Source organism: Parachlamydia sp. (assembly GCF_050255895.1).
Taxonomy (GTDB): Bacteria; Chlamydiota; Chlamydiia; order Chlamydiales; family Parachlamydiaceae; genus Parachlamydia; species Parachlamydia acanthamoebae.
In genome coordinates, this window is the sequence record NZ_JBFWIR010000022.1 from 1 (window position 1) to 16,711 (window position 16,711).

Sequence of the window (16,711 nt, forward strand, 5' to 3'; positions counted from 1 at the left end):
TATTTCTCAATTAATCACATCTACTTTTTCAGGAGGAATTCAAAACATGAACAATGAAATGTATCAAAGTGCAGGCTTAGTCGTTGTCTTAGCTGGTATTATTTGGGTTTTAAGCAACTGGGTAAAACAAAAAATTAGCATTATGGAAAGTTGTATCGAAATTATGACTCAAGAGGAACTCTTGATTCGTAAAAAATGGTTAATTTTGTTTGTTTCACTCAATTGTTCGACTTGGCTTCTGATGATGATTAAGGGAATGATGGATGGGAAGGCGGATTTCTGGATAGGGGGATTTCTAGCGATTTCCTTTTTTTGCAAGGGGTGTTTGATCTATTGGAGGGCTTGGATCAAAAAGGGGACTTGGCTTTTAACCCTGATTGGTTGCCTAGGAATCCCAGTGGGGCTGATCATCCTGACAAGTATTCCCAGAACAATGATTTTTTTACATCAGACGAATGGAATTAAGGATCTATTGCATTATAAACCGTACGCTAACTTTGTTCTGCAGTGCATGTTTGTGTATTTTAGTTTTTATTGTTGGAGACTAAGAAGTAAAAATTATGCGTACAAAATGCGCAAGCTTATTTCTGTACCAGCTTAGTAGGAGAATAAGATGTCTTTAAATGAATGTTTAAATATCGGCTATTGGTTCATCGCTCTTGGATTTTTAGGAGTGGCTTGTTATGAGCTAAAGAAGTGGTTTAATCGAAAAGTAGATGTGCTTCAGGAGCAATTTATCCATGACTTATCCTTAGACTGTAATCAGACCGCTGAGCAGCAAGAAAAGATTCAAAGTGAGTTGAGTATTCGAAAAAAATGGCTTAAAACATTTACTATAATCAATTTGTTAAATTGGTTGGACAAATTACTGCTCATATTTTTTTCATTAAGTTCAAATGCAGTGGCATTTATTTTAAGTGAATTTTTTTTGACTCTGATTTTTATGGCTGTTTCTGGATTTGTTTTTTGGAGAATTTGGATCAAGCAAGGAACTTGGCTATTAATGTTAAATGCCATTATGGGATGTCTTTTTTCTCCTATCGCATTAATAGCGCTCAGTCTGAAGTTTATGTTTTCTATGATTAATAATGGAATTCTGGGACTTTACAATGCAGAGGATTTCGCTTTATTTACTTCGGGTGTTTTTATGTATTATTCAATTCATTACGGAATTTGTTGTTGGGAATTAAGGAAAATCAATTATGCCGCGCGTAAACAAAAGAAAGTCTTAAAACTGGCAACTGTAACCTAAATTAATTTATAAAATATCCATTTTGTGTTACCTCATGGGAATAAAAGTCTTTAAGGGAAACAATATGGATGAGCAATTAGAGTTCAAAAAAAGGGCAAGTCGGTGGATGATCTTGCTTGCTCCCCTATCTGTGCTTCTTTTTCTTTTGCTCGCCTTCTTTCTTTTTTTTAAGGCCTAACTTCATTCCGGGTTTGTCTCAATTGAAAAATGGGGACAAACAGGAGATTTTTTTGGTGGGATTCTGAATCCGATTCTCGCTTATTTCAGTTTTATTGGGGTCTTGTTCACTATCTTTTTAAATCAAAAATATTTGGAAAAATCTACGCAAGAAGTCAAATTATCACGAGAAGAAATGTCTTGATCTACACAAGCTTTGCAAGAGCAAAATGTATATATTCGATTACAGCGTTTAGAGACGATTTTTTTTGAACTGTTGAAGCATCTTTCCTTGATCACACAAGATATCTTCCTAGATTCAAAACGTTTGGAAGAAAGGGATTTGCCAAAATCCGCATCAAACCAAGGCGTTTATATTGGCAAGCTGGCTTTACAAGAATTGCTCTCCCTTTTTATTGCCTACCGTAAGCAATTTTCTGAAAAGGGGGCGGTCGAAGCTCCTAAGGGTTTTTTTGAAAGACAGGTGATTTGGTCGATTTTTATGTCGACACGATTTCCATTATTTTAAGATTTTTGAATTCCAACTTTTTTGAAACGAGAACGTTTTATCGAGATCTTTTGTCTGCTCAAATGTCTCGGATGAATTGTTGTTGCTATTCTATTATTCTTTGCAAAACCAAGAGAGTGAATTGGCTCAAAATATGATAAAATCCCATATTTTAAAGGTTTTACCTTCATCTGATCTTATTGATGAAAAGAACGATTTGCCTCTTTTCAAAGCATATAGTCAAGTTTAATGGCCGTGGAGCTCTTCTTTCTCGTCATGTTCGCTTTGTGCAGGCGTTTCAATCAATTTAAAAAGGAGTGGATTGAGTGCAATGGAGACTAGCGCGACAGCGACAATCGCATCATAGCCTTCGTCGGGAAGTAGCTTTAACCGCATGGCTTCTTCAGACAAAATAAAAGAAAACTCCCCGATTTGTGCGAGGGCTAAGCCTACAACAGTTGCTGTATAAGTGGTTTGTCTAAGGGCAATAGCGATGAGAAATGCGGCTAAGGGTTTTACAATTAAAACGATTCCGAGGATTGAAATGAATAACGGAAAAAATTCCCAAATAGCACCTGGATTAAAAAGAGTCCCGACGGAGAGAAAAAATGTGACAACGAAAGCATTTTTTAAGGGCTCAGCATGCCGAAATGCTAGATGTTTAACGTCAGATTGCCCAATGATCATTCCGGCAATGAAGGCTCCCATTGCGATGGAGGCACCAAAAACTAAGGCAGAAGCTGTGGCGACTCCAAAGGTCAGAGCTAAAATGGCAACTGTGAATAACTCTTTAGACTTTGTTCTTTCGACAGCAGACAAGATATAGATTACTAGCTTTTTACCAATGGTAAACATCAAGATCGTGAGAAGCGCAAATTTAGAAAGAGCAATCGCCATGAGGTAGAAGCTTTCCCGCATGGAAAATCCTCCACTTTTGGAGAGAGATGCAATAACGGGTAGCAAAATGAGCATGATCACAGTTAAAATGTCTTCTACAATCAGCCAACCAACGGAGATTTTCCCTTGTTGGGTATGCAAAAGATGAAAATCAGATAAAATACGGACTAATACAACTGTACTTGCCACTCCAATCGCAAGGCCGACGATAATGCCTGTCTGGATGGGCCAACCGAGATAGGACATAAAAAGAGTGGAAAAGATGGTTGCACAAAAAGTTTGGCCTATTGCCCCTGGAATAGCGATCCATTTGACATTATACAGATCTTCTAGTTTAAAATTTAGGCCGACCCCAAACATCATCATGATGACACCGATTTCGGCAAGCTGTTCTGAAACGTCAATTTCCGTGACAAATCCGGGCGAATAGGGTCCAATAACATACCCGGCAAGCAGGTAGCCTAAGAGAGGGGATAAGCGCATGCGGAGAGACAAATAACCCAGCAATCCTGCTAAAGCGAATCCGATGGTTAAAACAAGGACGATTTTTAAACGGAAAAGTTCGGTATCCATATGTCCTCTCTATTGTCTTCACTATACATAGTCAAAAATAACTAACAATCTTAATTTTTAGGAATTTTAGCAGAGGAAAAGAACACAATCTTTTTGAAAACAAACCTTGACTCTAAAGACAAAAACGTTTAAATTTGTTCTAAATAATTCAAGTTAAAATTATCAAAATGAATGTTTAATTTCATAGGGTAAATATGTATTGCGCTTTTAATGGTTGTTTGTTGAATGAAAATCAATATAAGCAGTATAATCTTTTGAAATTCAAACCTTCCTTCGTTAGTTCTAAATGAATTAACTTCTTTTTATGATGTTTAGTTTCCATGAACATATTAGTTGTTTGTGAGATGCCCGTGTGAATTAATAGTAAATTGTTTTTTTTGATTGTACGAGTGAAGACTGCAGGAGCTTTTAGAGAATGTCGATGACAGATGCTTTTTTTTATTACCTTAGCCAATTAGATAGCATTTTCTGGAGTTATATTGCATTTGTTTTAGTCATGATTCTGGGAATTTACTTGTCAATTCGCACCCGTTTTTTCCAAATTCGCGCTATCCCCTCCATTTTTCGAACCTTTGCTAGTTTTCTTAATAAGTCAAATTCAGAGACAACCCGAGGCGTCCATCCCTTGCGAACATTTTTTGCTTCAGTAGGAGGGATGATTGGAATTGGGAATATTGTCGGAATTGTGACCGCCATTCAAATTGGTGGGCCAGGAGCGCTTTTTTGGGTGTGGATGGCGGCTCTTGTGGGTGGAATTATTAAATATTCAGAGATTTATCTTGGGATTAAGCATCGTGTGACAAATAATCATGGCGGTTATGATGGAGGGCCGAAGTATTTTCTGCGCTCCGCTTTTAACAATCAATGGATCTCCATTTTTGTGGCTGTTTTGCTGTGTATCTATGGTGTAGAAATCTACCAGTTTTCTGTTGTAACCAATAGCCTTTCCACAAACCTGGGAATTAATCGTTTTGTGATTATCGCCTCTTTGCTCGGTGTTATTTTGTATGCGGGTGTAGGAGGGATTCCTCGGGTTGGGAAAATTTGCAGCTGGATCATGCCATTTTTTATGGTGATATATCTAGGAATGAGTTCGTGGATTATTTTAAACGAAATCGCTTTTTTACCTGGGGTTCTTAAAAATGTCTTTATTTCAGCTTTTACAGGGCATGCTGCTGTAGGTGGCTTTGCTGGGAGCTCTGCTTTGCTTGCGATTCAACATGGGATTTCAAGAGCTGCTTATTCTTCAGATATTGGGATTGGATATGATTCCATCATTCAGAGTGAATCGAGTACTGTTTATCCAGAAAGACAGGCTCAGCTTGCCATTTTAGGTGTCTGTATTGACAACTTAGTTTGCACAATGAGTATCCTGATCGTTTTATTGTCAGGTGTGTGGACAGCCCCAATTGAAGGATCTTCTTTAGTTCAGCAAGCCTTGAGTGCTTACTTTCCTTTTATGCATGTTTTTATTCCGATATTTCTTCTCATTGTCGGATATACAACGATGATTGCCTATTTTTGTGTGGGCATTAAATGTGCGCGCTTTTTAAGCCCAACGTATGGCTTTGCAGCTTATGTAGTTTATGCGATTGGTGCATTTATTTTCTTTTCTTTCTTTGATCAAACCCAAGCGTTGTTGGTGATGTCCGTTGCAGGTTCATTGCTTTTAATAACCAATCTTTTAGGGATTTTCAAATTGCGTCATCAGATTGTTTTTTCTCTCGTTCCTGCAGAAAAAACGGATACGGCGCTTTCAGGGAATGGGAATGCCTAAGAGCTTAAATATTGAATGAGCTCTTGGTGAATTTTTCCATTAGAAGCTAAAAGCGAGCTTGAATTTTTCAGTTGGCAGGTTGATCCATCTACTTGTGTGACAACCCCTCCAGCCTCTTCTATCATCAAAATGCCGGCTGCAATATCCCATGGACTTAAAGCTCCACTGATACTCCAGTAGGCATCGAGCCTTCCCGCTGCTATATAACCCATATTTAAAGCTGTTGAACCGAGAGCTCGCATCGGGGAACCTAAGTGGGCGACTTTGCTAAAAACATCAATCGAATGAGTGGGATGTAGATGGAGATTAAAAGAAAGGCTGGTTCCGATATAGGCTGCATGGGCTGAGGAGGTGGCGCTAACCTTTAAACGTCTTCCATTTAAATAAGCCCCTTTCCCTTTTTCTGCTATAAATAGCTCCTCTAAAACCGGTGCATATGTGACTGCACATAGAACGTCGTTTTCTTGGCAGGCTGCAATGGTGACACAGAACAGGGGGACATGGTGGGCGAAATTAACAGTCCCATCGAGAGGATCGATCATCCAACAAATCGACCCGTCTGGATGGGGCATTGCCCCACGTTCTTCACATAAAAATGAATGCGTGGGAAATTGATCACTTAAACGCGCGACAATTAATTGTTCAGAGGCGTAGTCATAGCTTGTGACAACATCATTTTTCATCTCTTTAGGGATGATATCGAAATCTTTTTGATAACCCGATTTTAAGAGACTTCCAGCTTCTTTAGCAACGTGAAAAGCAGCTCGAGCTAAATCTGAAAAATGATTGGGAATGTCCATTAGTTACTACAATTGGTTCCTTTTTAAGAAAAATAGTATAAAAAGACTTTATGCTCAATGGGGAAATCATTAAATGATGTCTTTTTGTAAATTTTTTATTTTACAAACAAAAAAAACTCTCTAAAGTAAAGAAAAAGAATGTAAGGAGAGAGAAATGGGGACTCAATTAGAACCAACTAAAACGACGCACGATCAGGCAATGGAAGTTGCTGAAGAGGCACGTACTGAAGGAGGTAAACAGCCAAGCTTTGGTGCTCAGCTATTTACGGGAAATTTTGACTGGCGTTTATTATTTCCGTTTCCTGAGCAAGATCCCGAAGATCAAAAAATAGGGGATGCCTTTGCAGACCAGCTCATGGCTCTTTTAACCACGCAGCTTGATCCTGACAAAGTCGATGAAACACGGGAAATTCCTAAGGAGGTGATTGCAGAAATGGCTAAGCTTGGTGTTTTTGCCATGAAAATCCCCAAGCAATATGACGGATTAGGTTTTTCCAATACCAATTATAATCGGACCGTCATGAAAGTTGCATCCTACTGTGGATCAACGGCTGTGCTGATTTCGGCTCATCAGTCTATTGGTGTTCCTCAGCCTTTGCGCTTATACGGCACAGAAGAGCAAAAGAAACGGTTTTTCCCCAGGTTTAGAAAAGGATCGATATCAGCTTTTGCTTTAACAGAACCAGAAGTCGGATCCGACCCCGCTAGAATGGTCGCTGAAGCTAGGTTATCGGAAGACGGAAGCCACTACATTTTAAATGGGGACAAGCTGTGGTGTACGAACGGAACTATAGCCGATATCATCATTGTGATAGCCAAGACAGCTCCTAAAATTGTGAATGGCAAAGAAAAGCAGCAAATCAGCGCATTTATTTTGGAGATGAATACTCCGGGAGTCGAAGTGGTGCATCGTTGTAATTTTATGGGTTTAGGGGGAATTTACAATGGATTATTACGATTCAAAGATGTAAAAATTCCTGTTGGAGATCGTCTTGGAGAAGAAGGGCGTGGACTTGCCATGGCTCTTGCAACTATTAATGTAGGGCGTCTAACACTTCCTGCAGCATGTACAGGAGCTGCTAAACAATGTCTCTACATAGCACGCGAGTGGGGGACTCATCGTGTGCAATGGGGCATGCCGATTGCTTTGCATGAAGAAGGTCGTCAAAAAGTTGCGTACATCGCCTCCACAACTTTTGCAATGGAAGCTGTGTGTTGGTTGACTAGTAACTGGGCCGATCAGGGGAATGTGGATATTCGCATTGAAGCTGCCATGTCAAAGCTATTCTGCACGGAAGCCCTTTGGAAAATTGCCGATTTAACCTTGCAGCTGCGTGGTGGGCGGGGTTATGAAAAAGCAAGCTCATTAAAAGCTCGAGGGGAACTTCCATACCCCGTAGAAAGAGTTTTGCGTGATTGCCGAATTAATACCATCCTGGAAGGTTCAACCGAAATCATGAAGCTGTTCCTTGCTCGAGAAGCGATGGATTCCCATCTTCAAAAATTAGGATTTCTATTAAAGGGCAAAATACCCGTTTCGCAGCTTTTTCTGCAGGTGCCAAAATTAATTGGGCATTACAGCTGGTGGTATTTAAAACAGCTCTTTAAACCCTGGAAAACAGCGTCTTACAAAGAGCTTTGGGCTTTAGAAAAACATTACCAATTCATTGAAAAAACGGCTCCGAGATTAGCTAGAACCGTTTTCTATTATATGGGGAAATATAAGAAAAAGCTCGAGCATAAACAAATGCTATTAGGGCGGTTAGTGGAAATTGGTACCGATTTGTTTGTGATGGCCGCCACCTGTTCTTTTGCGATTCTAAAATCAGAAAAAGAAAAACAAGAATCCGCCATCGATTTGGCCGATTATTTCTGTGTGGAAGCTAAGCGACGTATTGAAGAGAACTTTGCGGCTTTAACCGATAATAATGATGCGCAGACAAATAAGATTGCTAAGCGTGTTGTTGAACGAGATTACAAGTGGTTAGAAAAAGGGGTTGTGGATCTCGATACACTCTTTAAATAGGCGATGGCAAAGCCTCAAGGCCTTTATGGCCTTGGGGCTAGTTATGCAATGCTGAAGTCATGGCAATTGCTCCTATTTGTTCTAAAAGGCTTAAGCGATCCCATGATTGTGCAATGTCGGCAATTTTTCCGTTAACAATATGAAAGATACTGATGCCTGTCACTTTAATATTTTTTCCTGTAGCAGGGATGTCTTGTAAATGACCCGAATGGGTGCCCTGAATTGTCCATCTCACCACAACCTTATCTTCGGCTGCAAAAATATCGTCGAGACGAGCTACTTTGTTCGGAAAGGCGGTTCGATAAGTATTTTCTCTTTCTTTCATTGCTTCAATTCCCCCTCTAAAGTTCGGCATGGCGGGATCAATTAAGCGCACATCGTTTGCAAAGAGTTGGTCACACAAGGCCGTATTGCCTTTTGTGTAAATTTCTTCATAAAGCTTCCGGACTAGAGAAATATTGGATTGATGATTCATCGAATAGATTCCTGTTTAAAAAATAATTTTAATGATTTATTTCTGCTTAAGGGAACTTTACTTTTTTGTCAAATGGTAGAATTGTGCTTTTCAAAGATCCGGCCGGTAATTATAATCTTACCTTAATTATCTCTTGCCAAAGAGATTAATCCAATGCATGAATTTCAAAAAAAAGAGTTTCTCTATGTCAGAAGTCAAAGTTTCTAGCAAAATGGACAAATTGGTCGCTTTATGTAAGCGAAGAGGATTTATTTTTCAATCTTCTGAAATTTACGGAGGGATTAATGGATTTTGGGATTACGGTCCATTAGGTGTCGAGCTAAAACGCAATCTCAAAGAAGCTTGGTGGTACGACAACGTATTGTGTCCTGATATGGGGATTGATGGAAAGTTTGTCGAGATGGTTGGATTAGACTCCTCAATTATCATGAATCCTAAGGCGTGGATTGCCTCAGGACACGTTGGTGGGTTTAGCGATCCGATGGTGGATTGCCGTGAAACAAAGAATCGCTATCGTGCAGACCATCTTAAATGTGCAGAATTGGTTGTGGTAGACCAAACTGAAAGACATTCTCTAGGCTGGTTAGCGGTTGTGGATGCTGAAGATGTCGAAAATGTCTGGAAGAAACGCGCAGAGAAAATTCTAAAAAAAGACAAAAGAGAATGGATTCCTCCCACAGAGCTTTTTCCCTATACAGAGCTGCCAAGTGATATCCAAAGAATCATGATTGGTCCCGATACCGATCAACCAGGGACATTGACAGAACCTCGTCTATTTAATCTGATGTTTAAAACAATGATTGGTGCAATTGAAGACCCCTCTGCTATTGCTTATTTGCGTCCAGAGACTGCACAAGGTATCTTTGTTAATTTCCGCAACGTTTTAGATACTTCGCGCGTTAAAATGCCGTTTGGTATCGCTCAGATTGGGAAAGCATTTCGCAACGAGGTGACACCCCGCAATTTCACATTTCGTTCACGTGAATTTGAGCAGATGGAAATCGAATTTTTTGTTCCACCCAAAGACGCGGCTGATTGGTACCAATACTGGAGAAAGAAACGGTATGAGTGGTGGCAGTCCATTGGGATTTCCTCTGAAAATCTGCGGTTACGAGCACAAACTCTCGAAGAGCTGGCTCACTATGCGAAAGAAGGGGCAGGAAGTAGCGATATCGAATATAAGTTTCCTTTTACGGATCCCGATTTTGGGGAATTAGAAGGAATTGCGCACCGTACAGATTATGATTTAAGACAGCATGCAGAACATTCAGGTCAAGGCGATCGCCTCAAGTATTATGACCAAGAGAAGAATGAGCGTTATTTCCCTCATGTGATTGAGCCTTCTGCAGGAGCTGATCGCGGAGCGTTGGCACTGCTTTGTGAAGCCTATCATGACGATCCAAATCGACCAAGTGGGGTGGTGATGAAATTTCATCCAAGAATGGCACCGATCAAAGCCGCTATTTTCCCATTAGTTGACAAAGATGGAATGCCTGAAATTGCTAGACAATTATTTACAGATTTGCGCAAAAAATGGCCTATCCAGCTCGATGTGAAGCAAAATATTGGAAAGCGGTATGCGCGTATGGACGAAGTGGGAACACCTTACTGCTTTACTGTAGACACGCAGACCCTGCAAGACCAAACTGTAACAGTGCGTTATCGGGATACACTTCAGCAAGAAAGAATTGGCTTAGATCAAGTGAAACAATTTCTCACAGATCATATTTAAGTTCAAAAAAGCAGGTTGCGCAATGCAACCTGCTGACGTTATGCCACAAAATGGGGCTTATAAAGATCAATTCGCTTTTTCAGTTCGGGTTTAGATAACGCTGAAGGAAGAAGAAGTCTTAAAAAAGCTCGGATTCTCTCCCACCTATTTTTCGGAAATTGGATGCCGATAATGTGACTGTGTTTATGTGGGACACTCTGGAGCTTTTTCCCATTCCTCTCTAAATATAGACAATCTTTGAACTTTTCTTTTTCAAAAATTTGCATCGTTTTTTGCACAAGCTCGAGCATGTGGATACGTCTTTTTAACGGCACTTTTGAGCCATCCACGTGACCACTTTCGGCTGAAGGAATAATTAAAATATGCGGATCTTTTTTTAATCTTCCTTTGGGGCGATTATCATGTAAAATCTCGTAGTTCTCTCCTTCTTTAGAAACGGTCGCGATGCGTTGCTTGCTCAAGACAACATCCTTACAAAAAGGATCTGCGGGCTTTTTGAGTGGCTTTTCTAAAGTCGGCAGGCTTTCAATGTCACTCTCGAAATCCATATTCTTAAAAGCGGTTCGATAAAACTGACTGATTTGATCGATTTGATTTTGTTTTAATATTGAGCTTCCAAAAATAGCGTGGTATGCCCCTTGAACCTTTTCGTACCAATTACAACGGGGGTAGGGGACAAATGTGATCGCGCGTTGTCTTCCAAAAATCAACGAGTTCGAAATATGCTCTTTTTCGTGTATTTGTAAAATTTTTTGTGTAATCGCAGCAAGATTAGTTAAATCCTCTTTACTCCATTCTGTAAAAACAAGGTAATTGGCGTGAGAAACGGTTAAAGTGCCGACTTTGCCTCGATAGCCGCCTATAGGTTTTGATTCAATCGCAATTTTTAAATGATTATATTGATAAATGAGATTCATGTTTGACCAATGTATGAATAAATGTGTTAAATCCATTTTTTTCGTCTAAAGTAGACCATCATGCCACAGGCAAGGCAAGCCATGACGAATAGGGTGAGCGGATAGCTCCATTTCCACTCGAGTTCTGGCATATGCTTAAAATTCATTCCAAAAATACTGGCGATAAAGGTCAGAGGAACAAAAATGGTGGAAACAACAGTAAGAACTTTCATGATTTCATTCAACTTTTGACTTAAAGTTGAAATATAAATTTCAAGCATACTGGAGGCGATATCTCGAAAGCTTTCAATAGTATCTATTGTTTGGATGGTATGATCATAGACGTCATGTAGATAAAGTTTTGTACTTTCAGAGACAAGGGGTGTCTCGCTTTTGCGAAATTGATTAATGACCTCTCTTAAGGGCCAAATCGATTTGCGTAACATAATCATGTCTCGTTTGGATTTTTGCAAACGTGTTATGGTGACTGTTTTTGAGGCTTTTATAACCTCTTCTTCAAGCTTGTCGAGCTTTTCATCTATCTTTTCTAAGATTAAAAAGTAGTTATCGACAATGCAGTCGATCAGGGCATAGCATAAGTAGTCGATCCCCAGTGTGCGGATACGGCTAGATTCTTTTCTAAGGCGCTGTCGAACGGGATCAAAAACATCTTGGTCTGCTTCTACAAACGAAAGCAAAAAATTCGGACCTAACACTAAGCTTACTTGCTCATCTTCGATGGAGTCTGTTGTTTCCTGGTAACGAAGCATCCGGATCACAATAAATAAAAAATCTTTGTAGTCATCTAGTTTAGATCTTTGTCCTGATATTAAAATATCTTCTTGTGCAAGAGGGTGAATATGAAAATGTTCTCCCAAAAAACTGATGGCATGCGTATCGTGGCTGTTTTGCACATGGATCCAATTGGATAGATCTTGATTTAATTGTTGAACACTCGCTTCTGGTGAAAGATTTTGGTGTTCTTCAAAAGTATGGCTATCATATTGAATGAGAGAGATACAAGCTGTAGAGGGTGTACTATCGGTATTTACCAAAGCGCCAGGCGGAAGGCCAGCTCTTTTTGCACTTTTCTTGAGGGTCTTGAACATGAATTTTGTCCTAATTGACTGTTTATTTTAATTTATAATGTTTATTGTTTTTTTGAATATGCTAGAAAGTTTGGGTTTACAGAAACTCGCATATCATGTATTCAATAAGCAGTTTTTTGCAGAGAGATCACACGATGTTGACAATTCTTAATCTTTTTGGACGTTCTCCTTTTGCTCTATTAGAATCTCATATGGGCAAGGTGGCTTCCTGTGTTTATTTATTGAAAGATTTATTTCAAGCGATCAAAGACCGCGATTATCAGGCGGTAGAACAAATTGCCGAGAGAACCTGCGAATTTGAGCATCAGGCAGATATTGCAAAAAATGACATACGAAATCATCTTCCTAAAAGTCTTTTTTTGCCCATTGACAGAGGAAACCTTCTGCAAATTTTAACGATACAAGATAGCATAGCGGATAAAGCTGAAGATATTGCTGTGTTAGCCACTTTAAAAGAGATTACTTTTCTGGCTCCTTTGGAAAATCATTTTCAAGAGTTTTTGGATAAAAATTTAGAAACTTTTGAGGGTGCCCGTCATATTATTCAAGAACTTCACGAATTATTAGAATCCTCTTTCGGCGGAATAGAGGCTGAAAAAGTACGCAGGATGGTCGATGAAGTTTCTTTCAAAGAACATGAGGCAGATCTTATTCAAAGAAAGCTCCTTAAAGGATTGTTTCAAATGGATCAAGAGATTTCCTATGGAACATTCTATCTTTGGCAACGTATTTTCTACTCTTTAGGAGAAATTGCCAACTTGTCTGAAAATCTAGCTCATCGAGTTAGGACAACTTTGGAATTAAAATAATGTCAATTGAAATTATCTTGTTAATTCTAGTCCTTGTGGCTGGTTTTTACATGTCTTGGAATATTGGGGCAAATGATGTTGCCAATGCTATGGGGACTTCTGTAGGATCAGGCGCTTTAACTTTAAAACAAGCTGTGATTATTGCTGCTGTTTTGGAGTTTTCAGGGGCTTTCTTTTTTGGATCCCATGTATCGTCCACGATTCAAACAGGGATTGTGGATCCGGAAATTTTCGCGCATGATTCCCGTATATTAGTCTATGGGATGCTTTCTTCCTTGATTGCAGCGGGAGCCTGGTTACAAGTGGCTTCTTATTTTGGATGGCCGGTCTCTACCACCCACTCCATTATTGGGGCTTTGATTGGATTCGGTGTTGTTGTAGGGGGGATCGAAGCTGTTTATTGGTCGAATGTTTTTTCAATTGTTTCGAGCTGGATTGTATCACCTCTGCTAGGTGGATTAATCTCTTATGGTGTTTTTAGTTTGCTTCGCAAACAGATTTTTTATTCCTCTTGCCCATTGAAGGCCGCTAAAAAGTGGACGCCGCTACTGGTTTTTCTTCTCATTTTGATCCTCTTTTTGATCATGATTCCTTCAGGATTGAAAAATTTAAATCTCTCTCCTCTGCAGGGCCTTTTTATGAGCTTGGTTGTGGGGGGAATTGGAGCATTCATCAGTTGGTTATGTCTTAAGCGCTTATTTCCTACCGAAGTGCAGATCCGGTCGGTTGCTCAAATCAACCTTGAGCAAATAAAAGAAATGGAAAAAGCCAAAAAATGCCTGGAGCGTGTGCAGTCTGCATCTTGTGGAGAATTACAATTTCATTTAGAGAATGTCGTTGAAGAAATCGATGGGATGATTCACAAACAAAGTGAGCCACATGATGATGCGCATTCCGAATATAGTGGTGTGGAAAAAATTTTTGGATATTTACAGATTATCAGCGCTTGCTTGATGGCTTTTGCCCATGGTGCGAATGATGTTGCGAATGCTATTGGTCCTTTATCCGCTTCCGCATCCATTTTGCTAACGGGAGAAATTCCTTTTGAAGCACCTGTGCCAGCTTGGGCTTTAGCTCTGGGTGGGGTTGGGATTGTGGCAGGATTAGCGACTTGGGGATGGCGTGTGATTGAGACAATTGGAAAAAAAATTACGGAACTCACTCCAACCCGAGGCTTTGCGGCCGAATTTGGTGCTGCAACGACAATTTTACTAGCATCGCGTTTAGGATTGCCTATTTCGACAACACATACTCTAGTGGGGGCTGTCATAGGCGTTGGTCTTGCGCGCGGAATAGAAGCTTTAGATCTTGGAACAATGCGCGAGATTGTCATTTCGTGGGTCGTGACAGTTCCAGCCGGAGCTGCTGTGGCTGTGGCTGTATTTTATTTGATAGCAGGAATTTTTGGTTAAAATCGTACGAGGAATTGTGAACAAAAAAATTATCTCTTTAATTTGTCTATGTTTGTGGCTGGCATCTCTTGGAATTGCGCATGAAACAAATACCTCTAAAGCTCTCCTGAAAGGGGAAGTTTCCATAAAGCCTGTTGCGACTGTTGACAATCCACCAGAACAAATGCGAGAGGGGCAAATTCAGGCCGGTATAGAAGTGGCTTTTAGTGTAAAAGTTAAGAACGAAGGAAACCAAGCGAGCCAACCGGGAACTCTGCAAGTCTACTATCGATTCCCCCCTTCTCTTCAACATCTATCATCTGCCTCTTTATTCGAAACAGAGGAGGTTTCTTTACCAGTATTACAGCCAGGTGAAGAAAAGATGATCACATTTGATAAAAAACAAAGAATGCCTACATTATACGATTTTGTGAGAGATGATTGGGGAAAACGCGAATATCAAGCTATTGCTAGAGTGGCAGGGCAAGATCAAGTTCTGCATGTGGTTGCATTGACATTTTCAGCTTATTATTACGAAATTCCGATATCAACCAAAATTGCGGCGGTTCCTGTTTTTAATCACTAAATCGTTGGTGCATAATGCCCCTGTTCCTTCACCCTGTTTTGCAATCTTCTTTAACGAGAGTGTTGCTATTAAGAATGGTATAGGGGCGCAAATTTGCTAAAGAGAGCTGCGGACAAATTTGTAAGTGAAGTTTTTGTTAGGTTCAGAATAGGTGTAATTGTCCTGATTGGAAGAGGGGAATCACTTGTCAAGGAGATAAATATCATAGCCATCAACATGATTGGCATTTTTTCTGATGAAATGCTTGAAAGAGGAGAGCTTGAAGCTTGCTTTTTCAAAGGAGTTGTGGTTTCTGTTTATGCTTTGGCTAGAACTGGAAGAGCCTTTATGCTCATCATGCGGATTGAAGGAAAGGCGATGTACAATTTCATGAGATTTCTTCCCAGGATCCGGCTAGATTTAAGATTTTCTCGAAAAAGTACGTAGAGCCAGGATTGAAGAATACCTAGCACAGAAAAAATTGGCGTGTGGGATCTCCAGACGGCAAAGGCTAAAAAACATGTGCACATTTTACCCCACATCTAAATAAGATCTACCCTATGCGGCTTTCTGACGAAAAGTGTTCCATTTTAAGAAAAGCTTCTGTTCATTCTGGATGCATCTAGTCAATTTGCGCACATTAAATTTGAAACAAAGGCGCAGGCATTGCTCGCCCTGTAATCTTGTAAAAAAAAAGATGATTGCATTTGATAAAAAACAAAGAATGCCTACATTATGCGATTTTGTGAGAGGTTGATTGGAGAAAGCGTCGGTACCGAGCTGTTGCGAGATTGGCTGAGTGGATCAAATTCTGCACAGGATTGCTATGGCATTTTCAGCTTATTATGACGAAATTCCGATATCAACCAAAATTGCGGTGATTCCTGTTTTTAATCATTAAATTGGTTGTGCATAATGCCTTTGTACCTTCAACCTTTTTTGCAGCCTTCTTTAACGCGAACGTTGCTACTAGGAATGGTAGAGGGGCACGAATTCGCTAAAAAAGAGCAGCAGACAAACTTCGTAAGTGAAGTTTTTATTCGATTCAGAATAGGTGTGATTGTCCTGATTGGAAGTGGCGAATCACTTATCAGTGGGATAAATGTGATTGCCATCAACATTATCGGCATTTTTTCTGATGAAATGCATGAAAGGGGAGAGCTGGAAGCTTGCTTTTTCAAAGGGGTTGTGGTTTCTGTTTTAATTTCTGTTTATGCTTTGGCTGGAACTGAGAGAGCTCTTGCGCTCATCGTGCGGATTGAAGAGGAGGCTGATGCGCAATTTCATGAGATTTCTTCCCAGGGGCTAGCTAGATTTGAAGAGTTTCTCGAAAAAGTACGTAGAACCAAGGTTGAAGAATACTTGGCAAACGGGAACAATCCTGTAGAGCTTTTTCCTGGCGTTTGGGACCACCAGACGGCAAAGGCTAAAAAAGCATTTGCACATTTTACCCAACATTTAAATAAGATCTATCCCATGCAGCTTTCTGACGGAAAGTATGCGGTTCTAAGAGAAGCGAGAAAGACGATTCAGTTCATTCTGGATGCTTCTAGTCAATTTGTGCTAGTAAAAGAAGATGTTGAGCAGCCTTTATTCACTCCCTTCGATTTTATTTAGTAATTCTATTGATTTTTTTATTTAGAGATTAAGATTTGGTTGTCTTTATCAGATTTTTTTTGTTTAATGCTACCTTGTGGTTTTCTGGTAAATAAATTAATTTAAACTTCCGTTAAAAATTTCATCTA

General features: G+C 39.8%; 16 protein-coding genes. 11 read left to right on the forward strand and 5 right to left on the reverse strand.

Going from position 1 to position 16,711, the window contains the following annotated elements; translation table 11 throughout:
• The 3 genes from AB7E63_RS05230 to AB7E63_RS05240 all read left to right on the forward strand — a co-directional run.
• Positions 1-601: hypothetical protein (locus AB7E63_RS05230; protein ID WP_428418901.1), on the forward strand; the 601-nt coding region annotated here is incomplete at its 5' end.
• Between the two features lie 12 nt (positions 602-613).
• Positions 614-1,252, forward strand: a complete 639-nt coding sequence (locus AB7E63_RS05235; protein WP_006341371.1) for a hypothetical protein — start codon at positions 614-616, stop codon at positions 1,250-1,252.
• A gap of 448 nt (positions 1,253-1,700) precedes the next feature.
• A complete protein-coding gene (locus tag AB7E63_RS05240) occupies positions 1,701-1,937 on the forward strand; it encodes a hypothetical protein (protein WP_226987468.1) in 237 nt (78 codons plus the stop codon).
• 225 nt (positions 1,938-2,162) lie between these two features.
• Here the strand turns inward: AB7E63_RS05240 and AB7E63_RS05245 are convergent, their stop codons facing one another.
• Positions 2,163-3,386, reverse strand: a complete 1,224-nt coding sequence (locus AB7E63_RS05245) for a cation:proton antiporter (protein WP_006341368.1) — start codon at positions 3,384-3,386, stop codon at positions 2,163-2,165.
• 421 nt (positions 3,387-3,807) lie between these two features.
• On the opposite strand from AB7E63_RS05245, the gene AB7E63_RS05250 reads away from it, so the two are divergent.
• Positions 3,808-5,163: an amino acid carrier protein gene (locus AB7E63_RS05250; RefSeq protein WP_006341367.1), complete on the forward strand. Its 1,356-nt coding sequence runs from the start codon at positions 3,808-3,810 to the stop codon at positions 5,161-5,163.
• Here AB7E63_RS05250 and AB7E63_RS05255 read toward each other — a convergent pair.
• On the reverse strand, positions 5,160-5,963 hold the full coding sequence (locus tag AB7E63_RS05255; RefSeq protein WP_006341366.1) for an inositol monophosphatase family protein: 804 nt from the start codon (positions 5,961-5,963) through the stop codon (positions 5,160-5,162). The two genes, AB7E63_RS05250 and AB7E63_RS05255, sit on opposite strands and share 4 nt — an antisense overlap.
• Before the next feature lie 154 nt (positions 5,964-6,117).
• Between AB7E63_RS05255 and AB7E63_RS05260 the strand changes: the two genes are divergently transcribed.
• Positions 6,118-7,989: an acyl-CoA dehydrogenase family protein gene (locus AB7E63_RS05260; protein WP_006341365.1), complete on the forward strand. Its 1,872-nt coding sequence runs from the start codon at positions 6,118-6,120 to the stop codon at positions 7,987-7,989.
• 37 nt (positions 7,990-8,026) lie between these two features.
• On the opposite strand, the gene AB7E63_RS05265 is transcribed toward AB7E63_RS05260, so the two are convergent.
• Positions 8,027-8,464, reverse strand: coding sequence for an ester cyclase (locus AB7E63_RS05265; RefSeq protein ID WP_006341364.1), 438 nt, complete (start codon positions 8,462-8,464; stop codon positions 8,027-8,029).
• A 184-nt stretch (positions 8,465-8,648) separates the two neighbouring features.
• Between AB7E63_RS05265 and AB7E63_RS05270 the strand changes: the two genes are divergently transcribed.
• Positions 8,649-10,196 (forward strand): glycine--tRNA ligase, encoded by a 1,548-nt coding sequence (locus tag AB7E63_RS05270; protein ID WP_006341363.1) that lies wholly within the window; start codon positions 8,649-8,651, stop codon positions 10,194-10,196.
• Positions 10,197-10,234: 38 nt separating this feature from the next.
• On the opposite strand, the gene AB7E63_RS05275 is transcribed toward AB7E63_RS05270, so the two are convergent.
• Together AB7E63_RS05275 and corA are read right to left on the reverse strand one after the other, a co-directional pair.
• Positions 10,235-11,113: an HIT domain-containing protein gene (locus AB7E63_RS05275; protein ID WP_006341362.1), complete on the reverse strand. Its 879-nt coding sequence runs from the start codon at positions 11,111-11,113 to the stop codon at positions 10,235-10,237.
• Positions 11,114-11,139: 26 nt separating this feature from the next.
• A complete protein-coding gene (gene corA, locus AB7E63_RS05280; protein WP_006341361.1) occupies positions 11,140-12,201 on the reverse strand; it encodes a magnesium/cobalt transporter CorA in 1,062 nt (353 codons plus the stop codon).
• Positions 12,202-12,335: 134 nt separating this feature from the next.
• On the opposite strand from corA, the gene AB7E63_RS05285 reads away from it, so the two are divergent.
• The 5 genes from AB7E63_RS05285 to AB7E63_RS05305 all read left to right on the forward strand — a co-directional run bounded on the left by AB7E63_RS05285 (position 12,336) and on the right by AB7E63_RS05305 (position 16,583).
• Entirely contained in the window at positions 12,336-13,010 is a 675-nt protein-coding gene (locus AB7E63_RS05285; RefSeq protein ID WP_006341360.1) for a TIGR00153 family protein, read from the forward strand.
• Complete coding sequence (locus AB7E63_RS05290) at positions 13,010-14,422, forward strand: inorganic phosphate transporter (RefSeq protein WP_006341359.1); 1,413 nt, start codon at positions 13,010-13,012, stop codon at positions 14,420-14,422. The genes AB7E63_RS05285 and AB7E63_RS05290 overlap by 1 nt, the downstream gene beginning before the upstream one ends.
• 16 nt (positions 14,423-14,438) lie before the next feature.
• Positions 14,439-14,987 (forward strand): hypothetical protein, encoded by a 549-nt coding sequence (locus AB7E63_RS05295; RefSeq protein ID WP_232503244.1) that lies wholly within the window; start codon positions 14,439-14,441, stop codon positions 14,985-14,987.
• 93 nt (positions 14,988-15,080) lie between these two features.
• Positions 15,081-15,413 carry a hypothetical protein gene (locus AB7E63_RS05300; RefSeq protein WP_241208991.1) on the forward strand — a complete coding sequence of 111 codons (333 nt, stop codon included), beginning with the start codon at positions 15,081-15,083 and terminating at the stop codon, positions 15,411-15,413.
• Between the two features lie 468 nt (positions 15,414-15,881).
• Positions 15,882-16,583, forward strand: coding sequence for a hypothetical protein (locus AB7E63_RS05305; protein ID WP_006341354.1), 702 nt, complete (start codon positions 15,882-15,884; stop codon positions 16,581-16,583).
• Positions 16,584-16,711: the final 128 nt, after the last annotated feature.

Bases quoted from the DNA above. Each gene is read 5' to 3' on its own strand.
- AB7E63_RS05235 (WP_006341371.1), top strand. From the start codon at position 614: ATGTCTTTAAATGAATGTTTAAATATCGGCTATTGGTTCATCGCTCTT.
- AB7E63_RS05245 (WP_006341368.1), bottom strand. From the start codon at position 3,386: ATGGATACCGAACTTTTCCGTTTAAAAATCGTCCTTGTTTTAACCATC.
- AB7E63_RS05250 (WP_006341367.1), top strand. From the start codon at position 3,808: ATGACAGATGCTTTTTTTTATTACCTTAGCCAATTAGATAGCATTTTC.
- AB7E63_RS05255 (WP_006341366.1), bottom strand. From the start codon at position 5,963: ATGGACATTCCCAATCATTTTTCAGATTTAGCTCGAGCTGCTTTTCAC.
- AB7E63_RS05260 (WP_006341365.1), top strand. From the start codon at position 6,118: ATGGGGACTCAATTAGAACCAACTAAAACGACGCACGATCAGGCAATG.
- AB7E63_RS05265 (WP_006341364.1), bottom strand. From the start codon at position 8,464: ATGAATCATCAATCCAATATTTCTCTAGTCCGGAAGCTTTATGAAGAA.
- AB7E63_RS05270 (WP_006341363.1), top strand. From the start codon at position 8,649: ATGTCAGAAGTCAAAGTTTCTAGCAAAATGGACAAATTGGTCGCTTTA.
- AB7E63_RS05275 (WP_006341362.1), bottom strand. From the start codon at position 11,113: ATGAATCTCATTTATCAATATAATCATTTAAAAATTGCGATTGAATCA.
- corA (WP_006341361.1), bottom strand. From the start codon at position 12,201: ATGTTCAAGACCCTCAAGAAAAGTGCAAAAAGAGCTGGCCTTCCGCCT.
- AB7E63_RS05285 (WP_006341360.1), top strand. From the start codon at position 12,336: ATGTTGACAATTCTTAATCTTTTTGGACGTTCTCCTTTTGCTCTATTA.
- AB7E63_RS05290 (WP_006341359.1), top strand. From the start codon at position 13,010: ATGTCAATTGAAATTATCTTGTTAATTCTAGTCCTTGTGGCTGGTTTT.
- AB7E63_RS05305 (WP_006341354.1), top strand. From the start codon at position 15,882: ATGCCTTTGTACCTTCAACCTTTTTTGCAGCCTTCTTTAACGCGAACG.